This is a genomic window from Sphingomonas trueperi (assembly GCF_011927635.1).
Lineage (GTDB): Bacteria > Pseudomonadota > Alphaproteobacteria > Sphingomonadales > Sphingomonadaceae > Sphingomonas > Sphingomonas trueperi.
Map to the genome: position 1 here is coordinate 138330 of NZ_JAATJB010000009.1, position 22472 is coordinate 160801.

14 protein-coding genes are annotated in these 22472 nt (G+C 67.6%); 5 read left to right on the plus strand and 9 right to left on the minus strand.

The annotated features are described in order from the left end of the window. Positions 1–67: 67 nt before the first annotated feature. A complete protein-coding gene (astD, locus tag GGR89_RS14650) occupies positions 68–1483 on the minus strand; it encodes a succinylglutamate-semialdehyde dehydrogenase (protein WP_125975317.1) in 1416 nt (471 codons plus the stop codon). Positions 1484–1545: 62 nt separating this feature from the next. Next, on the minus strand, positions 1546–2895 hold the full coding sequence (locus GGR89_RS14655) for a protein adenylyltransferase SelO family protein (protein WP_125975319.1): 1350 nt from the start codon (positions 2893–2895) through the stop codon (positions 1546–1548). An 18-nt stretch (positions 2896–2913) separates the two neighbouring features. On the opposite strand from GGR89_RS14655, the gene GGR89_RS14660 reads away from it, so the two are divergent. Beyond that, a complete protein-coding gene (locus tag GGR89_RS14660) occupies positions 2914–3783 on the plus strand; it encodes an alpha/beta fold hydrolase (protein ID WP_125975321.1) in 870 nt (289 codons plus the stop codon). Positions 3784–3865: 82 nt separating this feature from the next. Here GGR89_RS14660 and GGR89_RS14665 read toward each other — a convergent pair whose 3' ends face one another. The 7 genes from GGR89_RS14665 to GGR89_RS14695 all read right to left on the minus strand — a co-directional run bounded on the left by GGR89_RS14665 (position 3866) and on the right by GGR89_RS14695 (position 14253). Further along, a complete protein-coding gene (locus GGR89_RS14665) occupies positions 3866–6592 on the minus strand; it encodes a TonB-dependent receptor (RefSeq protein ID WP_125975323.1) in 2727 nt (908 codons plus the stop codon). Between the two features lie 135 nt (positions 6593–6727). Next, complete coding sequence (locus GGR89_RS14670; RefSeq protein WP_125975325.1) at positions 6728–7852, minus strand: hypothetical protein; 1125 nt, start codon at positions 7850–7852, stop codon at positions 6728–6730. A gap of 338 nt (positions 7853–8190) precedes the next feature. After that, positions 8191–9372, minus strand: a complete 1182-nt coding sequence (locus GGR89_RS14675) for a Gfo/Idh/MocA family protein (protein WP_126002405.1) — start codon at positions 9370–9372, stop codon at positions 8191–8193. A 23-nt stretch (positions 9373–9395) separates the two neighbouring features. Continuing rightward, the gene (locus GGR89_RS14680; protein WP_125975329.1) at positions 9396–10658 is read right to left on the minus strand and encodes a Gfo/Idh/MocA family protein; all 1263 of its coding nucleotides are present in this window, start codon (positions 10656–10658) and stop codon (positions 9396–9398) included. Next, positions 10655–11488 (minus strand): FAD:protein FMN transferase, encoded by an 834-nt coding sequence (locus GGR89_RS14685; protein WP_125975331.1) that lies wholly within the window; start codon positions 11486–11488, stop codon positions 10655–10657. The genes GGR89_RS14680 and GGR89_RS14685 overlap by 4 nt, the downstream gene beginning before the upstream one ends. 1 nt (position 11489) lies before the next feature. Further along, complete coding sequence (locus tag GGR89_RS14690; protein ID WP_125975333.1) at positions 11490–12803, minus strand: Gfo/Idh/MocA family protein; 1314 nt, start codon at positions 12801–12803, stop codon at positions 11490–11492. Positions 12804–12861: 58 nt separating this feature from the next. Beyond that, positions 12862–14253 (minus strand): 3-keto-disaccharide hydrolase, encoded by a 1392-nt coding sequence (locus tag GGR89_RS14695; RefSeq protein ID WP_241213573.1) that lies wholly within the window; start codon positions 14251–14253, stop codon positions 12862–12864. Between the two features lie 281 nt (positions 14254–14534). Here GGR89_RS14695 and GGR89_RS14700 point away from each other — a divergent pair, with 281 nt between their 5' ends. The 4 genes from GGR89_RS14700 (at position 14535) to GGR89_RS14715 (ending at position 22468) form a co-directional block, all read left to right on the plus strand. Then, complete coding sequence (locus tag GGR89_RS14700) at positions 14535–17522, plus strand: TonB-dependent receptor (RefSeq protein ID WP_125975335.1); 2988 nt, start codon at positions 14535–14537, stop codon at positions 17520–17522. A 109-nt stretch (positions 17523–17631) separates the two neighbouring features. Continuing rightward, positions 17632–21078 carry a response regulator gene (locus tag GGR89_RS14705; protein WP_125975337.1) on the plus strand — a complete coding sequence of 1149 codons (3447 nt, stop codon included), beginning with the start codon at positions 17632–17634 and terminating at the stop codon, positions 21076–21078. Continuing rightward, a complete protein-coding gene (locus tag GGR89_RS14710; protein WP_125975339.1) occupies positions 21075–21914 on the plus strand; it encodes a CheR family methyltransferase in 840 nt (279 codons plus the stop codon). Before GGR89_RS14705 ends, GGR89_RS14710 begins: the two co-directional genes overlap by 4 nt. Further along, positions 21911–22468, plus strand: a complete 558-nt coding sequence (locus GGR89_RS14715) for a chemotaxis protein CheB (protein WP_125975341.1) — start codon at positions 21911–21913, stop codon at positions 22466–22468. The genes GGR89_RS14710 and GGR89_RS14715 overlap by 4 nt, the downstream gene beginning before the upstream one ends. The last annotated feature ends 4 nt before the right edge of the window (positions 22469–22472 follow it).

Consider the following 22472-nt stretch of genomic DNA (forward strand, 5'->3'; position numbering starts at 1 on the left):
CATCCTGCACGCCCGGCACTGAAACCGCGGTTAAGCGGCAGGGTTGCGAAAAGCCTAACGCGGGGCGTCAGGCGTCGCGCAGGCCCACGCCCATCGCCGCGCGCGCCTGCTCGGATTCCGAGGAGACGACCGGATAGGCGCAATAGTCCGCCGCATAATAGGCGCTGGGCCGATGGTTGCCCGACCAGCCCACGCCGCCGAACGGCGCGGCCGAGGAGGCGCCGTTGGTCGGCTTGTTCCAGTTGACGATGCCGGCGCGGATGTTCGCCCAGAACTGGTCGTAGAGCCGCGGATCCTGGCTCACCAGGCTGGCGGAGAGGCCGTAGCGGGTGTCGTTGGCCTCGGCGATCGCCTCCTCGAAGCTCGTCTTGCGGAACACCTGGAGGATCGGGCCGAACAGCTCGACATCCACCTTTTCCCGCGCCTCGGTCATGTCGACCACGCCGGGGGTGAGGAAGGGGCGGTTCTCGATCAGCCGCTCCATGTGACGCAGCGGGCGGCCGCCCATGGTGGAGAGCGTGAGAAAGCTCTCGGTGAGCATGTCAGCGGTATTGTTGTCGATCACCGGGCCCATGAAGGGCTGGGGATCGGCATGCGGCTCGCCGATGATCAACCGGCCGATCAGCTTGTTGAGCTCGGCCATCAGCGGTTCGAACAATTTCTCGTCGACGATCAGCCGGCGCGCGGCGGTGCAGCGCTGGCCGGCGGTGGTGAAGGCCGACTGTACCACCAGCACCGCGGCCGAATAGAGATCCGGCGTATTCCAGACGACGATCGGGTTGTTGCCGCCCATCTCCAGCGCGAGGATCTTCTCGGGGCGCGCGGCGAACTGGCGGTTGAGCGCGATGCCGGTATTGGCCGAGCCCGTGAACAGCAGCCCGTCGATGTCCGGGTGGCCCGCCAGCGCCTTGCCCTGGTCCGGTCCGCCGATCAGCAGGCGGATACAGCCTTCGGGGATGCCCGCGGCATGGAAGCACTCGACGAGGAAGGCGCCGCTGGCGGGCGTCTTTTCCGACGGCTTGAACACCACCGCGTTGCCCGCGAGCAGCGCAGGCACGATATGGCCGTTCGGCAGATGCGCCGGGAAATTATAGGGCCCCAGCACCGCCAGCACGCCGTGCGGCTTGTGCCGCAGCGCGAGCCGAGTGTTCATCGGCGCTTCGATCCGGCGCTGGCCGGTCCGCTCCGAATAGCTGGTGACCGAGATGTCGACCTTGGCGATCACTGTCTCGACCTCGGTGCGCGCTTCCCACAGCGGCTTGCCGGTCTCGCGCGCGAGCAGGTCGGTAAAGGCGTCGGCGCGCTGCCGCACGACATTGGCGAAGCGGCGCAGCGCCTCGATCCGCACGGCGAGCGGGCGCGCCGCCCAGCCTGCCCAGTTGGCGCGGGCGATGGCAACTTCGGTGTCCGCGTCCCCGATCGGGTGTCGCCACAGCACGGCGCCGGTTGCGGGTTCGGTCGAAAGGAGTTCCTGGTCCGGCATGGGCCTTCTGTATTTTCTGGTTCGTTGCCCCTGTTACGATCGCTTTGCCCGATTTCGCGGCGCTAGGCCAGAGCCTCGCCCATCTCGCGGATCGCCGCGATCTTTGCCTCGATCGGCGCCCAGTCGTCCCGCTCCGCGATCGCGGACCACAGCGATTCGACCTCGTCGATCAGCATCGAACGGGGCGCGCCGCGCCAATAGACGTGGTCGCGCGCCTTGCGCGGGCGATAGTCGGCGAGGCGGCTGCGGACCTCGGCGAACTCCGCGCCATAGCGTTCGGGCAGGGTGCCACCGAATGCGTCGAAATAGAAACGGTGGAGCAGCGTGCCGGTCTGGTTGAGCGCCACCTCCACGGCTTCGGTGAGCGCGCGGTCGCTCGCGTCGTCGCGCGGCTGGACACCGAGGCGCCAGAGAACGGCATTGGCCTCCTCGCGATGATAGGCCGGGGCGAAGCCTTCGAGCGCGGCGATCAGCGGCGCTTCCTCGGCGATCAGGCGCAGCGAAATGGCGAGCTGCATCACGTCCCAATAGATCGCCTCGGGCTGGCGGCCGAAGGCGTAGAGACCGTTCTGGTCGAAATAGGCGGCGGTGAAGTTCGCCGCCCAGCTGGGGGCGAAGCGCCAGGGGCCATAGTCGAAGCTCTCGCCGGTGACGTTGATATTGTCGCTGTTGAGCACCCCGTGGACGAAACCCGCGGCCATGAACTGCCCCGCCATCCGCGCGGTGCGGGCGACGACATGGGCGAGTAGCCGCTGCGGCGCGTCGGGCCCGTCCTGCTCGCCGAAATAGTGGCGCAGCACATAGGCGGTGAGCTTCCGCAGGCCTTCCACGTCCTGGAAATAGGCGAGGCGCTGGAACACGCCGATGCGGATATGGCCATGGTTGAGCCGCACCAGCACCGCGGAACGGGTAGGGGAGGGCTCGTCGCCGCGATGGAGCGATTCGCCAGTCTCGACCAGCGAGAAGGTACGGCTGGTCTCGACGCCCAGCGCCTCGAGCATCTCGGTGGCGAGGATCTCGCGGACGCCGCCCTTCAGGGTCAGGCGGCCGTCGCCGAAGCGGCTGTACGGCGTCTGGCCCGATCCCTTGGTGCCTAGGTCCATCAGCCGGCCGGAATCGTCGATCATCTGCGCGAACAGGAAGCCGCGGCCGTCGCCGATCTCGGGATTGTACACGCGGAACTGGTGGCCGTGATAGCGCAGCGCCAGCGGCTGGGGCAGGCTGCCCTTGAGCGGCTCGAACCGGGCGAAATGGGCGAGCCATTCGGCGTCGCTCAGCCCCTCCAGCCCCACGCTCGCGGCGGCGCGGTCGTTGCGGAAGCGGAGGATCGTCTGGGGGAAGCGCGCGGGCGCCACCGGATCGTAGAAGCCATCCCCGAGTTCGAGGATCGCCTGTTGCGGAGCGAAGGCCATGCGGCGATATGGGGCGCGATGGGTGATCGGCGCAACTACTCCGATGGCGTTTGGTGGTCGAAAGACGGCCTGCGGCTGCATTATCGCGACTATCCGGGGCGCGACGACCGCCCGCCGCTGCTCTGCTTCCCGGGCCTTACCCGCAACGCGCGCGACTTCGCCGACCTGGCGACACGCCTCTCGAGCGACTGGCGGGTGCTCTGCGTCGAATTTCGGGGGCGGGGCGAGAGCGCCTATGCCAAGGATCCGATGAGCTATGTGCCGCTCGTCTATCTGCAGGATGTCGAGGCGCTGCTCGCCGAGCTGAAGATCGAGAAGTTCGTCGCGGTCGGCACCTCGCTCGGCGGCATCGTGACGATGCTGCTCGCCGCGACCGACGGGGGCAAGCTGGCCGGCGCGGTGCTCAACGATGTCGGGCCGGAGCTGAACCCGGCGGGGCTGGCGCGGATCCGCACCTATGTCGGCAAGCAGGTCTGGTACCCGACCTGGATGCACGCGGCGCGCGGCGTTGCCGAGGCGAACGGGGACGTCTATCCGGACTATCGGATCGAGGACTGGCTGGCGATGGCCAAGCGGCTCCACCGGGTGAACAGCCAGGGTCGCATCGTGCTCGATTACGACATGAAGATCGCCGAGCCGTTCCGCGTGCCGGGCAATGAGGCCGGGCCGGACATGTGGCCGACGATCGACGCGCTCGCCGGTCGCCCGTTGCTGGTGGTACGCGGCGAACGCTCGGACATCCTGCGCGCCGAGACGGCGGAGAAGATGGTCGCGCGGGTGCCCGGCACCGAGCTGGTGACGGTGCGGCGGGTGGGCCATGCGCCGACCCTCGACGAGCCGGAAGCCGTGGCGGGGATCGAGCGGCTGCTGGCGAAGGTCGCGGGCTGAACGCACCCACGGCGCGCGGCAGAGGGTAGAAATCGCGTGGGACCAGCCGGGAGGCGGCGATGCGCCGCCCGGCCGTGCGCCCTCAGAACCGCGTGCGCACCGTCAGACCATAGGTGCGTGGCTCGGCCAGAAACGACCCGAACATCGCATTGCCCACGGCAAAGCTGGGCGCGCCGAACGCCTGGACCTGCGAGCGACTGCCCGCGCCCTGGAAGGGAAGGTTGAACGCGACCTGCTGGTAGTCGGTGTCGAGCAGGTTCTGCGCCCACAGCTCCACCGCCCATTTCTCGTCGGGCCCACGCACGCCGATGCGCGCGTTCATCGTCACGAAGCCGTCCTGCAGCTTCTCGACGAACAGGTCCGAGCCGGTGTTGTAATCGCTGGTCATGCGGCCATCGACATAGAACAGCCCGGTCATGCCGTTGCTGCCGATCGGCGGGGTCCAGGTCACCGCGCTGGTCACCGTGTTGCGGGGGGCGTTCGACATCTGGCTTCCGGGGAGCAGGAACAGCGCTGCATTGAGCGGCTCGCCCGCCTTGGAGCCGACCAGATCGCGCTGGTACTTGGCATCGGCCAGCGTGTAGCCGAGGTTCACCGTGAAGTTGGAGGTGGGATAGAAGCCGAGCTCCAGTTCCACGCCCTGGGTCACTACCCCCTTGCCGACGCTGCCGGTGCAGGCGCCGGTGGCCGAGCTGTTGTCGCGATCGGCACCGTTCAGCGCGCTGCTGCACCCGCCGATATTCTGGACGATATAGCTGGTGCCGTTGAAGGTGTTGAGCTGGAAGTTGGTGAACTCGGAGCGATACAGCGCCATGTTCGCGGTTATGTGGCGCGCGCTGTACTTGGCGCCGATCTCGAACGCGTTCACCGTCTCGGGATCGAAGCGCAGGTTGGTGACCGATGCCGGGCGCGGGGTGGCGAAGACCGTCGTGGACAGGTCGGAACGATCGAGATTGTAGCCGCCTGCCTTGTAGCCGCGCGCATAGGAGGCATAGAAGAGCGTGCTCTCCGCCGGCTTCCACGAAAGCACCGCGGTGCCGGTCAGCTGGCCTTCCTTGAACTTGTCCGCGAAGGGCACGCCGGTCAGCGCCGCGGTGGAGTTGCCGGTGCAGGTCAGCGTAACGATGCCGCCCGCCAGCGACTGCAGCGTCGCGTTGGTGCTGACGAGCAGCGGGCCCAGCGCCGCCTGCTGCGCCGGGCAGACCGTGTTGTTGTTGTTGAACGCGGCCTTCAGCGACTTGCTTTCCCGCGTGTAGCGTGCGCCGAGCGTGAAGCTGAGCGTCTTGGTCAGCTTGTAGATATTGTGGGTGAAGAGGGCCCAGTTGTTGCTGGTCTGGTCGTACAGGTCGAGCGTCGAGCCGCGATCGTTGAGCGTGCTGAGGCGATCGATGCCGCCGATGATCTGCGACCCCACCGCCGGGGTGAGCACCGCGCGGCCGGCGGCGCTGAGGCAGCCGGGGCGGGTGGGGTCGCGCAGTGCCGCGGCCGGGTTGATCGTCGCCACCATCCGGCACGCGGCGAAGGCGCCATATTGGGTGCCGAAGCGCAGATTGTCCGCCACGCGCAGCTTCTCGTGGGCGTAATAGCCGCCGACCAGCCAGTCGAGCCTGTCGCCCAGGATCGTGCCCGAGAAGCGGCTCTCATGGCTGAAGGTGTGGAACTGGCGATAGGCGTTGCCGTCATCGGGGCGATAGGCGATGTCGACATTGCCGTAATCGATGTCGCCCGCGCCCGCCGACTTGTACTCGCGGTATGCGGTGAGCGAGGTCAGCTGGGTCGCGCCGAGGTTCCAGCGAACACGCGCCGAGAGGCCATAGTCGGTGGTGAGGTTGGTGTAGGCGCGGCCGGGGGTCTGCGCGATCTGGCGGTTATAAGGAGCGCCTTCGCTCGGCAGCACGCCGCCCATGCTGCGCAGGATCGCGGTGATGCGGTTGCCGGCCGGATTGATCGCGAAGTCGCCGGGCTTGCCGGGGGTGGGGTCCAGCTTCTCGCGCGTGTCCATATAGACCGCGCCGCAGCATTTCTCGTTGCGATGAGTATAGTCGGCGATCAGGCGGATGCCGAGATCGGGGGTGACTGTGAACAGCAGCTGGCCGCGGACGAAATAGCGGTCGCGGTCGTTGTAATCGGTCTTGTTGACCACGTCGTGCAGATAGCCGTCGCGCTTCGAATAGACGCCGTCGAGGCGGAAGGCGACGAGGTCCTTCACCAGCGGACCGGTCAGGGCGCCGGATAGGCGGACGGCGTCGAAATTGCCATAGGTCGCCTCGGCGAACCCGCCGAACTTGAACTCGGGAACCTTGGTGTAGATGCTGATCGCGCCCGCCGAGGAGTTGCGGCCCGAGAGCGTGCCCTGCGGCCCGCGCAGCACCTCGATCCGCTCGATCTCGCCCATGTCGTTGAGGCCCGATCCGGTTCGGCTGCGATAGATGCCGTCGATGAACACCGCGACCGAGCTCTCCAGGCCGGGATTGTCGCCGACCGTGCCGATGCCGCGCACGCGGGCCGAGGCGTTGGCTTCGGAGCCGGTGGAGGAGACGAGCAGCGAGGGAGCGATCTGCGTCATCTGCCGGATGTCCGTCGCGCCCGAATTCTGCAGCGCCGCCTGGCCGAAGGCAGACACCGCGATCGGCACGTTGGACAGGCGCTCTGAACGGCGGGTGGCGGTGACGACGATGTCCGCCGAATTGGGCGACTCATTGTCCGCCTCAGGCGGGGTGTTGGCGGCGGATCCGCGCAGATCCTGCGCCGCCGCCGGTGCGGCCAGGGCAAGCACGCCCGCGGACAGCAACAATGCCCATTTCGACATATCGGCTCCTCTCCTTTTCCAAGCTTTTGCTTTGGTTTGACGGCCTGGTTTGCCGAAAGAGCCATAAATTTCGGTGAACGTCTCCTCGGGGGTTTGCCGGGGTCTGGCTGCACGGCGACGCCGTCATGCGGTCGATCAGCGGGAGCGGCCGGGCTCCAATGCGGTGCTTGCCTTCAAGGCGAACAGCGCCGTCGTCGCGCTGCTGCCATGATCGACCAGAACCGGCAGGCCGGCGGCCGTGCGAGCGAAGCGCAGCAGCGGGCGTGCCTGCCAGCCGGCGGCGCCGGGTGCGAGAATGGCGCGCGCTTCGCCGGCCAGCTCCGGCGGAAGCGCGGTACGGCTCGCCCGCAGCGCGAGCACGGCCAGCGCGGTGGCGAGGGGATCGGCACCGTCGACTCCCCAACCGCGGCCAGGCCGGCGGCTCGTATGCAGAAAGCGAGCGCCGCGCGCGACAGCGGGATGGTTGGGCATCACCGCGCCCAGCAGCCGCAGCGTCAGCCAGGTGCCATGATAGGGGTCGATTCCCGCGGCGGAGCCCCAGCTGCCGTCCGGCTGCTGGCGGTCCGCGATCCAGCGGGCGCCCGCGACGATCATGCCGAGGAACCTGCGCGCGTCCCAGCGCGCGAGCCCGAAGACGAGGCTGGCGACCGTCTCCACCGCGTCGGGTGCGGCATTGTTCGGCAATACCCAGGTGGGGAGCACCCCGTCGGCCTCGGCATAGGCGAGCAACACCGCGAGCGGCGGGGCGCAGTGCGCGGCGATCAGGTCGCGCCTGCTCAGTCGCGCGAACAGCAGCAGGATCTGGGCGAGTTCGCCCACGTCGCCCGACAGGTCATAGTAGCGATCGGCGCTGGTCTGCCGCGCACGGTCGGCTGCCCGGCGATGCCGCACGACCTCCCGCACAACGGTCTCGATTACCGGATGCTGCGCACCGACATCGATGTCGAGCAGCGCATCGGCGATCAGGATCTGGACGAACAGGTCCCGTGCGCCAACGAGGTCCAGGGCTGGTGCCGTCGCGTCGTGTGGAGCCGGTGCTTCGTCGCGGCCTGCACCGGCCCGCTCCAGGACTATTCGTGCGTACGCAACGATCGCCGCGTGCGAGGCCGCCGCTTCCGGGATCGACGGCGCGGCGTCGAGGATGGCCGCATCGTGCGGGGCGGGGCGATGCGACTGGTCCGTCGGCCATCCGGCGTCGGGTGGCGCGGCTGCCAAACCTGGCGCGGCATGTTCCAACGCATCCTGTTCGAATGTCGGCATGTGCACCCACCCCTGACCAGACGTCTCCGGCGCTTCGCACGCTCGATACGCACGCCGGCCAAAACAAGGGCCCGCGGTGCTGGCGCGGAGGGTTTGCATGTTTCTGCTATGTTCACCCCTTCATCGCGGAGCGCGGGCGGTTCGCAAAGGGCAACTTGGTCCGGAATGGAGTGGTAGCGGAGACGCAATGGTGCAGGGAATCGCCCCATGCCCTGACGCGAGCCTCGGGCCACGGCGGCGCTATTTCGAAGCCAATCAGGTGGATGGCGGCGTTGCTGTCGGGCAGCATGGGAAGGTCCGTTGCGGAGCGGACCTTCCCCTGCCGTCATCGCGGCGGGTCAGCCGTCCTGTACCGGCGGCCGCTGCCCGCCCGCGAGCGTCCGCGCCTTGTCCTGCGCGGTCAGCACCAGCTCGGCGGCGAGCAGCGCCTGTGCCTGGTTCTGCGCGATTTCGGTGCGCTGGACCACATCGGTGACGAATTGCGGGCCGAAGGGCAGCGGCACCGTGCTGCAGTCGATATAGCGGGTGCCCTGGCGATCGGCGATAAACAGGTGGTTGCCGCCGGGCCGCCCCTGGATGTCGACGTACTTTCGCAACTCTATGTAACCCTCGGTGCCGAGGATGAAGACGCGACCGTCGCCCCAGGTCGGCAGGCCGTCCGGCGTGTACCAGTCGACGCGGACATAGCCGGTGCCGCCATTGCCGGTCATCATCATGTCGCCGAAATCCTGGAACTTCGGATGGTTCGGCGTGGCGAAATTGCCGACCTGCGATGCCACCACCTGCGCTTCGGTGGAGCCGGTGTAGAAGACGAACTGGTCCGCCTGATGGCTGCCGATATCGGTGAGGATGCCGCCATAGTTGGCGACGTCCCAGAACCATTCGGGGCGGCTGGGCGCGCTCACCCGGTGCGGGGCGATGTTGATCGTCTGCACCACGCGGCCGATCGCCCCGGCATGGACCAGCTCGCCCGCCTTCACCGCGGCGCGCACCTCGAGCCGCTCCGAATACATGATCGCGAACTTGCGCCTTGTCTCGGCGATCGTGCGGCGCACCTCGGCGAGCTGGGCGAGGCTGGTGATGCCCGGCTTGTCCGAGAGGAAATCCTTGCCCGCGCGCATCACCCGCACGCCGAGCGGCGCGCGAAGATTGGGGATCGAGGCACTGGCGACCACTTGGACGCTCTTGTCGTCGAGGATCTCGGCCTCGCTGCGGGCGACCTTCACGTCGCCATAGCGGGCGCGGAAGGGGACCAGCTGCTTGGGGTCGCTCGCATGCACCGCCACCAGCGTGCCGCCGCCGCGGATCAGCGCATCGGTCATCGCATAGATGTGCGAATGGTCGAGCCCGATCACGGCGAAGCGGATGCGGTCCTTGGCAGTCGGGTCCGGCCCGGTCGGCGCGGCATTGGCGGAGACGCCGTTGCCCTGCGCGGTCGATTGCGCACGCGCCGTGCCGGCGAGCCCGGCACCGATAAGGCCGGCGCTGGCGAGGAGCAGGCGGCGGTCGATCATGTCCATGCTAAGGTCCCTTTGGGAGAAGGTCAGAAGGTGACGAGGTCGGCCGGCCAGGCGAGCGCCTGGCCCTGGTCGATGGCCTGCTCGCCGAGCAGCGAGGCGACGCTGGCATAATAGGCCTGGGCGAGCAGGCCGGGCACTTCCTTGCCGCTGCGCACCGCTTCGCCGAAGCCCTCGAACTGGAGCATCGTCTCGTCATATTCGCCCCAGCCGAGCGAGTCGCCGGGGGTGGTGACGGGGAGTTCGGGGAACCAGGTCGCGCCGCCGATCGGCACGGTGTTCTTGCGGCCCGCCTGCACGTCCGCGCGCATGCGGGCGAGCGCGGGGACGGCGCCCGGCTGGACCTCCTGGTAGATTCGGCCGAGCTCTGGCTCGATCGTGCCCTTGCTGCCCTGGATCTGCTCCTCGCAGCCATAGCGGGCATTGTTGAGCATCGAGGTGTAGATCACCTTCCGACCATCGGAGTAATCGTAGATCAGCGCGACCTGGTCGTAGACGTCGCGGCCGTCCTTCCAGAAGCAGATGCTGCCGGAGCCCATCACCCGCGTGGGCAACCCGCCCATGAACCAGTTGGCGACCTGAAGCTGGTGCGTCGCCAGTTCGGTCATCAGCCCGGCCGAGCGATCGCGGTAGAGCCGCCAGTTGATCTCGCGCTCGGTGCCGCCGGGCGGGATCTGGCGGCGCCAGCTGCGGTTGCGGTGCCAGCTGGCGCGGATCTGGGTGATGTTTCCGATCTCGCCTGCCTGGGCGCGCTTGAGCGCGTTGAGATAGGTCGGGTTGAACAGCCGCTGATGGCCGATCTGGAGGATCTTGCCGCGTGCACGGGCGCGGGTGACCATCGCGCTGCAATCGGCGATCGTCCGCGCCATCGCCTTCTCGCAGAACACGGGATAGCCCGCCTCGAGCGCGTCGATCGTGTGGCGGGCATGGAGATCGAGCGGGGTGGCGATCACCACCGCGTCGATGCCCTTGGCCTCGAGCATCTTGCGATGATCGGTGAAAATCGGCGTGTTCGCCGGCACATAGGCGCGCGCCTTGGCCATGTGCGGCTCGAAATTGTCGCAGAGCGCGGCGACGGTGCAGTTGCGCGTCTTGTTGAGGTTCTGGATCAGTGTGCGGCCGCGATCGCCGGTGCCGATCACGCCGATGCGGACGCGCGGGCCCTTGGCGATGTCCTCGGCGGCACGGGCCGCCCAGGGTGCGGCGGCGCTCATCCCTACGCCCGCGGAGGCGAGCAGTACGCGATCGAGGAAGGTGCGGCGGGAAAGCGCGAAATCGTCGTCGGTCATGCGGTAGGTTCCAGTGCTCGCTCGGCGCCGACGGGCGCGGCATGGGGAAAGAGAAAACGTTGTTCGGGGGCGGCGGCGCACAGCCGATCGCGGGCGACGGGGTCGGAGACGAGCAGCGCGGTGCTCAGCGCCTCGGCCTCGGCGCCGGTCGCGGCGGCCGCGATGGCGGTGGCGGCGGTGGTGACGATCGCGCCGTCGGTCGGCCGGATCATTGCGGCGCGGCCCGGTTTGGCGGCACCGGGGCCGATGGTGGACGAGATCGACAGCGCCGCGTCCTGCAGCTCCAGCTCGACCAGCCATGCGCCGTCGTTCGCGGGGTGCGGCACCGCGAGCGGCCAGTCGCCGCCGAGGGGATGCTGGCCGAGCACCGCGATCGAGCTCTCCCCGGCGGAGAGCAGGGCGGAGGGTACGCCCATCGCGCGGAGGGCGGTGACAGCGCGATCAAGCGCATAGCCCTTGCCGAAACCGCCGAAATCGAAGGTCAGCGGACGGGTGCTGGAGACGCGGCGGCTGGCGCGGTCGATCGTGAGTGCAGACCAGTGGCCGAGGCTGGGGTCGAACAGTCCGCCGGTCCCGCGCCACAGCGCATCCACCTGGACCAGTGCGCCGAACAGCAGCCGGTCCTCCACCACCGCGTTTCCGCCGCTGGAGAGCGCGTCGTTGAGCGCCGTGGTGGGCGAGGGGCGGTGGATGGTCAGCGCGTCTTCGACCGAGAGGATCGCGGCCCTGGCGGCGGCAAGCGCGGCGGGGTCGTCGCAGCCGAACACATGCAGCTCGACCCGCGTACCCATGGCGGCGAACCGCGCCACGCTCGCCGCCGCACCCGTCATCTCAGCCGCGCACCTCCCAGCCGGGCTCATAGTCGACCGCCCAGAGCTTCAGCGCGGCGGCTTCCTTCGGCTTGCCGGTGGCGGGGTCGACGGTGATCGCGCCGCCGGTGCGATAGGCCATGTTGCCGAGATGGCAGAGCGTGGTGCTGATATGCCCCTCCTGGATCGGCGAGTGCAGCGCCGTCTCGGTACCGCGGACCACGCCGAGGAAGTTGGCGGCGTGGTAGACGTCGAGCGCGCCTTCGCCGACGGTGCCGGTCGTCTCCGATTCCGCCGGTGCCTTCACCTCGCGGATCCGCTTGCCGGCCAAGTCGTACAGCTCGAAGCCGTTGCGATCGACCACTGCCGAGCCCTTGGTGCCGAGCAGCAGCGTCCCGCGACCCCGGCCATAGCGGAGCATGCCGTTGCAGCTCTCGCCGTCCCAGCGGATCGTCCGCCCGCCGTCGAAGCCGAGGTTCAGCGCGAGCGAATCATACATCTCCCAGTCGTCGCCCTGGTAGAAGCGGCGGGCGCCGCGCGCGGTGACGGTGCTGGGGTAGGTCACGCCCATCAGCCAGCGCGCGATGTCGAGCTCGTGCATCGCGTTGTTGCAGATCTCGCCGGTGCCGTATTGCCAGAACCAGTGCCAGTTATAGTGGACGAGGTTCGAGCGGTACGGTCCGCGCGGCCGCGGCCCCTGCCACATGGCCCAGTCGAGATTGGCGGGGGGCGGCACGATCTGGCCCCTGCCGATCGACTTGCGGTTGTTCGCGTACCAGGTCTGCGCCTCGTAGACGTCGCCCAGCTCGCCGGCGCGGATCAGGTCGAGCAGCTGGCGGGTCTCGACGCTCGAGCGCTGCTGGTTGCCGACCTGGAGCACGCGGCCGGTGCGCTTCTGCGCGGCGATCAGCGCCTCGCCCTCGGCCGGCGCGATGCCGATCGGCTTTTCGATATAGACGTTGCGGCCCGCGTTCATCGCGTCGATCGCGACCTTGGCATGCCAGTGATCGGGCGTCGCGATGGTGATCACGTCGACCGCCTTGGTGTCGAGCAGCCGGCGATAGTCGCCGGTGGTCTCGACCTTGTTGCCGTGCCGCTGGGCGAACTCGCCGGCGCGCTTGGCGAGCACCGCGGAGTCGACGTCCGCGAAATGGGTGACCTGGACATTGGGCTGCTTGGCGAAGGCGCTCATATGCGCCTGGCCGCGGCCGTTGACGCCGACGATGCCGACGCGGATGCGGTCGTTCGCCCCCAGGATGCGCGCATAGCTGCTCGCGCTGATCGCCAGTGCGCCGGTCGCGGCGGCGCCCTTCATCATCGTTCGACGGTCGAACATGGCAGTGCTTCCCCTCGGTTCTTTATAGTCGTGATTGCAACAGTGCGGCGCAGATTCCTCAGAAACGGCGCAGCTTGATCGAACGGAAATCGACCCGGTCGCCATGATCCTGCAGCAGGATCGCGCCCTCGGCCGTGGTGCCGAAGCCGGCGATCTTGGCGAACTTGCTCTGGGCGATTACCGCCTTCAGCGCATCCGATCCGCGCTCATATTCGACGACCTTGAAGCCGTTCAGCCAATGCTCGACATGGTTCCCGCGGACCAGGATCGTCGCGCGGTTCCACTCGCCCGGCGGGTTGTTGCGTTTGCCGGGGCTCGACGGGTCGGAAAGGTTGCGCGCCGGGATCAGGTCGTAGAGCGAGGCCAGCGTGCGGTTGCCGTCGCGGCCCATCCTGGCGTCGGGATGCCGCGCATCGTCGAGCAACTGATATTCGAAGCCGACGCTCGACACGCCGCCATTCTGCAGCGGCGGCAGCAGATACTTGATGCCGCTATTGGCACCCTCGCTCAGCCGGAAATCGACCGAAAGCTCGAAATTGCGGTAGTTGGCTGCGGTGGCGATGTCGCCGCCGCCGCCATTCTTCTCCACCGTCAGGATGCCGTCGGCGATGCTCCAGCCCTTGGCCGGGAAGCCGCCGCCCTTGGCCGAGCGCCAGCCCTTAGACGTGCGGCCATCCCACAACAGCGTCCAGCCCGCGCGGCGCTCGGCGGCGGTCAGCTGGTTCGACTGCCAGCCCTGCTGCTCGACCTTGGTCTCGGGCAGCGCATAGCGGGCGGGCGAGTCGGTGATGATGCGCAGGCCCTTGAAGCGCACCTCGGGGCCCTTGGCCGCAACGTCGTCGGGCAGGGCGTGGACCTGGAAGGCGAGGAAGCCGCGCGCATCGGTATCGTCGACGATGTCGGCGGCGGGGACGCCGTTGAGGAAGGTGCGGATGCGGTTGCCGATCGCCTCGACGCGGTAATGGTTCCAGTCGCCCGATTTGAAGGCCTTGCGCGCGGCCTCGTTGCGGCCGAGCGTGAACAGCCATTGGCGGCGCTGCTCGTCATAGAGGCCGGCGCTCCACGCGCGCGGCGAGGGGTCGATCTCGGCCTGATAGCCGAACACCACGCCGTTGCGGTACTCGGGCCGGCTCTGGCCGCGGATCATCATCCCCGAGTTGAGCGACGGATCGGTCTTGGCGTCGAACTCGACGATGAAGTCGCCATAGAGCTGGTCCGAGACCAGCCAGCTATTGCCCTTGCCGATCACCGCGCGGCCGACCAGTTCGTCGCCCACCACCTCGTAGGTCGCGTTGCCGCCGGTGCGGTGCCACCCGGAGAGGTCCGCCTTGGGCATGAGGTCGCGCCAGGGCGCAGCGGCGGGCGCGGTGCCGACGGGCGGGGCCGCAGCGAGGGGAAGCGTGCTTGCCGGCAGGGCGGCAAAGGCCAATAGTGCGAATGTGCGAACCACAGTCTCTCCCCTCATCCATGAAGTGGCCCCGTCCGCTTCCCAAAGGCTTGCGGCGAAAAGCTCTTGATGGCTAGGCGTAAAACTTGGTCGGGCCACTTGCAAGCGCCTTGTCTGGCAGAAAAACGGCCTGACAACGCTATCTGGCAAATTGGTCAGGCATAGTTGCCAGACACGATGGCGCCTGTTACGCAGTATTGCAGTCGGACACCCGCAGATGGGGGCGACACCACCCGCGCACCGAAACGCTTAGACACAGGTGCGCGCGAAATGGGAGAGGGGATATGGACACCGTTCGTGGCCACAAACGCGCCTTGTTCGCATCGTGCAGCGCACTCGCCGCGCTGATCGCAACTTCCGCCGCCGCCCAAACCGCATCGGAGCAACCCGCCCCGGTGCAGGCGGACGACGCACAGAACAATGAAATCGTCGTCACCGGCTTCCGCGCCTCGCTCAACAGCGCGCTCAACCTGAAGCGCTCTGAGACCGCCGCGATCGACAGCATCGTTGCGGAAGATATCGGCAAGTTTCCCGATTCGAACCTCGCGGAGTCGATGCAGCGCATCCCCGGCGTCGCACTCTCCCGCGGGGACGGCGGCGAAGGGCGCAACATCTCGGTCCGCGGCCTCGGTGCGCAGTTCACCCGCGTGCGGATCAACGGCATGGAGGGCGTGTCGCAGGTCAGCGGCAGCGACATTCGCGGCGGCGTCGCGACCGGCCGTTCGTTCGATTTCGTGACCTTCCCGACCGAGATCTTCTCGGCGCTCACCGTGCGCAAGACCACCTCGGCCGATGTCGAGGAAGGCTCGCTCGGTGCGACCGTGGACCTGCGTGCGCCCAAGCCGTTCGACCAGAAGAAGGACTTCGTCTTCTCCGCCACCGCGCGCGGGATCTACAACGACATCCGCAAGGAAGCCGATCCGCGCCTCTCCGCGCTGGTTTCCAAGAAGTTCGGCGACAGCTTCGGGGTGCTCGGCAGCATCGCCTATTCGAAGCGCCATATCGACGAATATGCCTATTCGGCGGCGGACGTGGTGCCGACGACCGTCTACGGTCTTGCTCAGCCGGCCGGCAGCGCCAATGCGGGCGTGATCTTCCCGTTCTGCACCCCCGCGGGATACCTCTACAAGGGCGCCCCGGTGAACAGTCCGGTGGCCGGCTATACCCAGCCGAGCGGCGCCGCGATCGGCGCGGACGCCAACAATTGCAGCACCAACAACCCGCGTACCGGTACCCAGGCGGCCTATGACTATATCATGAGCCGGACGGGCGTGAACGGAAAGCCCGGCGGCGGCGTCTACCTGCCGCGCCTGCCGCGCCCGGTGAAGGGCAGCCAGAACCAGGAGCGCTTGGCCGGCTCGCTGACGCTGCAGTTCAAGCCCGACGACAATACCGACATCTCGCTCGACGGCCTCTATTCGCGCTTCAAGGTCAAGCGGCTGGACACCATGATCGACGCGCGTTCGTTCGGTCGCGCGATCTCGAACAACGGGCAGCCGCTCACCTCGGTGCGCGAGATCGAGGTCGACGGCAACGGCTCGCTGGTCCACGGCCTGTTCGACGGCGTCGACCTGCGTTCGGAAATGCAGGACGAGCGCTTCACCTCCGAATACAAGCAGGCGAACCTCAACTTCGACCATCGCTTCTCGGACGCTTTCCGGCTGTTCGGCCTCGCCGGCATCAACCAGTCGACGCTCGACGTGGATCGCCTGCAGGTGGCGATCGACGCGAACGACACGCGCAACTGGTCGATCGACTTCCGCGACAATCCGAACATCCCGAAGATCGGCTACGGGATCGACACGACCAACCCCGCGCTGTTCCAGTATGGCCCGCCGCTCGCCAATGGCGACCAGCGCGGCCAGCTCTCCAACTTCATCCGCCGCAACACGATCACCAGCAAGACCTTCGAGCTCAACGCCGACTGGAAGGTGACGCCCGGCTTCTCGATCCAGGCCGGCGGCCAGTATCGCACCAACAAATACACCGCGCGCGAGCGCCAGCTCGCCACCAACACCCCGCTGGCGCTGCCGGCGGGCGCCTCGATCGCCGATTTCAGCTTCGTCACCACCGGTGTCGGCAAGAATCTCGGCGGCAACCTGCAGGACTTCGTCTCGATCGACCCGGACAAGTTCCGCCAGGTCGTCGGGCTCGACAACTATGTGTATTGCAGCATCGAATGCGCCAAGGGCACCTATGGCGGCGTCGACGAGAAATACGCCTCGGGCTATCTGATGGCGAAGTTCGACACGGCGAACATCCTGCCCTTCGCGCTGCGCGGCGATGCCGGGGTGCGCTATGTCCGCACCAGCCTCGATACCTATGGCCCGATCACCACCGCATCGCCGGCGGGATCGCTCTACCCGTCGCGCTTCGTCATCTCCAACGTCAGCCGCTCCTACGAGGACTGGCTGCCGTCGATGAACCTCGCGCTCGACATCACGCCGAGCCTGATCGCGCGCGTCTCGGCGGCGCGGGTAATGTCGCGGCCCTCCTATGGCCAGTTGATCCCGGCGGGCTCGGCGAATCTGGTGATCCAGACCGCGTCGTTCAGCAACCCGTTCCTCGATCCGATCCGCGCCAATACCTTCGACGCCGCGCTCGAATGGTATTTCCGCCCCGGTTCGCTGCTCTCGGTCGCCTATTTCCACAAGGATATCGAGACCTATATCCAGACGACCAGCCAGAGCCTGGCCTTCCAGGACATCGGCCTGCCGCTGTCGCTGCTCAACGGCACCCAGCTCCGCCCGACCGACCAGTTCACCGTCCAGCGCAGCAACAACACGCCGGGCGGCCCGCTGCGGGGCGTCGAGGTGAACGTGCAGCTGCCCTTCACCTTCCTGCCGGGCGTGCTCAAGAATTTCGGCGCGCTGGGCAATTTCACCCGCGTGCGCTCGAACATCAACTACATCATCTCGCCGACGCTCTCGCGTACCGCGCCGCTGGTCGGCCTGTCGCCCGAGACGGCGAGCGGCACGCTCTATTACGAGGACAGCAAGTTCAGCATCCGCTCGACGGTCAACTATCGCTCGTCGTTCCTGACGGCGGTGCCGAGCGGTTCGGTCGATGCGGACTCGACCGCCAATGCCCGGTCGATCTTCGTCGATGCCTCGGCCTCGTACAATCTCAGCGAGCATATCAAGCTGATCGCCGAGGTGCAGAACATCACCAACGAAACCAACCGGCTGACGGTGGATACGGTCCGCAAGGACCCGCTCTACACCGCCTATTTCGGCCGGACCTACGCACTTGCGGTGAACTTCGTGTTCTAACCCGTTGGTGGGGCAGGCGGCCTGCCTGTCCCACCCTGTCCGTCAGCACGCTTGCTCTCCTCTCGCAGCGCGGTATGCGGATCCCGGGGCCTTTTCTGGGATCGAGTGCATGAAGCGTCGGAATTTGTTGCGCGACTCTGGGGGCCGTTCCGTCTGGACGACGGTGGGGCTGGTCCTCGGCCTCGCCTTCTTCCTGATCAGCGGCGCGCTCGCCTATCGCAACGTGCTGGCACTTGGCGAAAGCGACGCGGCGATCCGGCACAGCCATACCGTGCTGATCGCGCTCGACGAACTGCTCTCCACCGTCCAGGACGCCGAGACCGGCCAGCGCGGCTTTCTGCTGACCGGCGGGCAAAGCTATCTCGAGCCCTATACCAAGGCGACCGAGACGCTCGACGGGCGGCTGGACCATCTCCAGCAGCTGGTCAGCGACAATGCGGTTCAGCAAAACAATATCGTCCAGCTGCGCCGAGAGGTCGGTGCCAAGCTGGCCGAGCTGCGCGAGACGATCGAGCTCCGCCGCACCAAGGGGCTCTCCGAGGCACTTGCCATCGTCGAGACCGGTAAAGGCAAGAACAGCATGGACGCGATCCGCGCCCAGCTCGGGGTGATGGCGCAGGAAGAGGGGAGGCTTCGCCAGGAGCGGCTCGCCGACATGGCGGCCGCCTCGCAGGCGGCGATCGCCAGCGGGCTCGTCTCCAGCCTGATCGGCGCGGCGCTGACGCTGATGATCTTCGTGCTGGTCCGCCGCAACCTCCGCGCGCGCGCCCGTGAGGAATGGCTGCAGAACGGCCTGCTCGGCATCTCGGCGGCGGTGCGCGGCGATCGCTCGGTGGAGGAGATCGCCGAGGCGGTGCTCGGCTATCTGGCCGACAAGCTCGGCTTCCAGGCGGGCGCGCTGTTCAAGGGCGAAGCCGGGGTCTTCCGCCGCGTCGCGACCCTGGGCGTCCCCGGCGATGCCGATGTGCCCGAGGCGTTTGGGTTGCGCGAAGGCCTGCTCGGCCGCGTCGCCGCCGAGGGTAAGCCGATCCTGCTCGACGACGTGCCCGACCATTATCTGGAGATCGGCTCGGCCTTCGGCAGCGACAAGCCGCGCCACCTGATGATCGTGCCGGCCAAGGCCGACGACATGGTCAATGCAGTGCTCGAGCTCGGCTTCTTCTACCCGACCGATCCGATGATGCTGGAGCTGCTGGAGCGTGCCTCGCCGGCGATCGGCGTGGCGCTGCGCTCCGCGCGTTTCCGCGCCCAGCTGCAGGATGCGCTGGAGGAAACCCAGCGCCAGGCCGCCGAGCTGCAGACCCAGAGCGAGGAACTCCAGGTCAACAACGAGGAGCTGGAGGAGCAGGGCAGGGCGCTGCGCGAATCGCAGGCGATGCTCGAGCAGCAGCAGGTCGAGCTCGAGCAGACCAACAGCCAGCTCGAGGAGCAGGCCCAGGCGCTGGAGAACCAGCGCGACGAACTCGAACGCGGCAGCGCCGCGCTGCTGGTCAAGACGCGCGAGCTGGAACAGGCGAGCCAGTACAAGAGCGACTTCCTCGCCAACATGAGCCACGAGCTGCGCACGCCGCTCAACTCGCTGCTGATCCTCGCCAAGCTGCTCGGCGACAATGGTCCTGCCACGCTGACCGCCGAGCAGGTGAAGTTCGCCCGCACGATCGAATCCTCGGGCAACGACCTGCTCACGCTGATCAACGACATCCTCGACCTGTCGAAGATCGAAGCGGGGCATGTCGACATCCGCCCCGAGCCGGTGAGTCTGGTGCGGCTCGGCACCGATCTCCGCCAGGTCTTCCAGCCGGTGGCGGAGCAACGCGGGATCGAACTGGAGATCCTCGTCGACGAGACGGCACCGAAGGGTATCGAATCCGATCGGATGCGGCTGGAGCAGATCCTCAAGAACCTGCTGTCCAACGCGCTCAAGTTCACCGAGAAGGGATCGGTGCGGCTGCAGGTCCGGGCGACGGGGGACAAGATCGCCTTCGCGGTGCGCGACACCGGCATCGGCATCTCGCCCGAGCAGCAGAAGATGATCTTCGAGGCCTTCCACCAGGCCGACGGCACGATCAACCGCCGCTATGGCGGCACCGGGCTCGGCCTGTCGATCTCGCGCGAGCTGGCCCGGCTGCTCGGGGGCGGCATCACGCTGGAGAGCCGGGCGGGCGAGGGCAGCACCTTCACGCTGACGCTGCCGGTCAGCTACGACGCGGAGGCAGTCGCCCCGCGCACGCTGCCCACGGCGCCTGCTGCACCAGCCAAGCCGGTCGCCCAACCGGCCCCCGCGGCGCCGCCGGCCGCGCCGCGTCGCGCCGCTGCCGCGGCCGACTGGGTGCTGGAGGATGACCGCGACAGGTTGGTGCCAGGCGGACGCCACCTGCTGGTGATCGAGGATGACCCGGTCTTCGCGTCTATCGTCTGCGACCTGTCGCGCGAGCTCGGCTTCCAGTGCCTGGTCGCGAGCACGGCGGACGAGGCGCTGCAGCTGGCCCGCACCTATCGGCCGAGCGCAGTCGTGCTCGATCTCGGCCTGCCGGACCAGTCCGGGCTGATCGTGCTCGACCAGCTCAAGCAGGAGGACTCCACCCGCCACATCCCGATCCACGTCATCTCGGCAGCGGACCAGAGCCAGACGGCGCTGTCGCTCGGCGCGGTCGGCTATCACATCAAGCCGATCAAGCGCGAGCTGCTCGCCGAGGTGCTGCAGAGTCTGCAGGAACGTACCGCCAGCCGCGTCCGCCGCGTGCTGATCGTCGAGGACGACGACGTCCAGCGCGACGCGGTCTCCCGGCTGCTGCAGAAGGACGATGTCGAGACCGTCGGCGTGCGCACCGCCGCCGAATGCCTGGAGATGCTGCGCAGCCAGACCTTCGACTGCATGGTGCTCGACCTCTCGCTGCCCGATGCCTCGGGCTATTCGCTGCTCGAGACGCTGAGCGAGGAGGACGGATCGCACAGCTTCCCGCCGGTGATCGTCTATACCGGCCACGATCTCAGCGCCGACGACGAGCAGAAGCTGCGCCGCTATTCGAGCTCGATCATCATCAAGGGCGCCAAGTCGCCCGAGCGGCTGCTCGACGAGGTCTCGCTGTTCCTCCACCAGGTCGTGTCCGAGCTGCCCAGCGAGCAGCAGGAGATGATTCAGGCCGCCCGCCGCCGCGACGCGGTGCTGGAGGGTCGGCGCGTGCTGATCGTCGAGGACGATGTCCGCAACGTCTATTCGCTGACCAGCGTGCTGGAGCCGCGCGGGGTGCTCGTCCGCATCGCCCGCAACGGCCAGGAGGCGCTCGACGCGCTGGCCGAGGCCGCGACCGACCCCGAGAAGGGAGTCGACCTCGCGCTGATGGACGTGATGATGCCGGTGATGGACGGCCTCACCGCCACCCGTGCGATCCGCCAGGACCCGCGCTGGGCCAAGCTGCCGATCATCATGCTCACCGCCAAGGCGATGCCCGACGACCAGGAACGCTGTATCGAGGCGGGCGCGAGCGATTATATGGCGAAGCCGATCGACGTCGATAAACTCTTGTCGCTCGTCCGCGTTTGGATGCCGCGATGAACGACGAAACTCCGGAACCCGATGTCGACGATATCGAGATCGACCTGCTGCTCGAGGCGCTATACCGGCGCTATCACTACGACTTCCGCCATTATGCCCGCGCCTCGATCAAGCGGCGGCTGATCCAGGCGCGCGGGCGGCTGGGGATGAGCAGCTTCTCAGCGCTGCAGGACCGGCTGCTGCACGATCCAGACATGCTGGCCAGGCTGCTCAACTACCTCACCGTCCAGGTGAGCGAGATGTTCCGCGACCCCAGCTATTTCCGGGCACTGCGCGAGAAGGTGATCCCGCACCTGCGCACCTATCCCTCGCTCAAGGTGTGGATCGCTGGGTGCAGCAACGGCGAGGAAGTCTATTCGCTCGCCATGCTGTTCCGCGAGGAGGGGCTGGAGCAGCGCACGATCTTCTACGCCACCGACATCAATCCCAAGGCGCTCAAGGCGGCCGAGGCGGGGGTCTATCCGCTCGACCAGATCCGCAAGTTCACCGAGAATCACCAGAAATCGGGCGCACGCACCTCGCTCTCCGACTATTATGTCGCCGATTACGACCGTGCGATCTTCGACAGCAGCCTGCGCGCCAATATCGTCTTCTCCGATCACAGCCTGGCGACCGATTCGGTGTTCGGCGAGATGCACCTGATCTCGTGCCGCAACGTGCTGATCTATTTCGATCGGGCGCTGCAGGAACGCGCGGTCGGGCTGTTCGAGGAATCGCTGGTCCGCCGCGGTTTCCTCGGCCTAGGCCGCAAGGAGAGCCTGCGCTTCTCCGACCACGCCGCCGGCTTTGCCGACTTCGTCCGCGAGGAGAAGATCTACCAGCGGCGCGAGCGATGACCGGCATCGTCGTGATCGGCGCCTCGGCGGGGGGCGTCCAGGCGCTGCTCACGCTGCTGCCGGCGCTGCCCGCGGACTTCCCGCGGCCGGTGCTGATCGTCGTCCATGTCCCCCCCGATCACGACCACGGCCTGGCGGCGCTGTTCGAATCGCGCTGCGCGATGCAGGTGTGCGAGGCCGAGGACAAGCAGATGCCAGCGCCCGGCACCATCTATTTCGCGCCGGCCAATTATCACCTCCTCGTCGAGCCCGACGGCAGCATGGCGCTTTCCGCCGACGATCCGGTCAACCATAGCCGCCCCTCGATCGACCTGCTGCTCGAAAGCGCCGCCGACGCGTTGCGTAGCCGACTGATCGCGGTGCTGCTCACCGGCGCCAACAATGACGGCGCGGAAGGGCTGCGCGCGGTCGCCCGCACTGGCGGCACCGCGATCGTCGAGGATCCGGCCACCGCGCGCGTACCGACCATGCCCGCCGCGGGCCTCGCCGCGAACCCCGGCGCAACCCGTCTGGTGATCGACGCGATCGCCCCACACCTCCTGCGATTGGCCTGAGCCA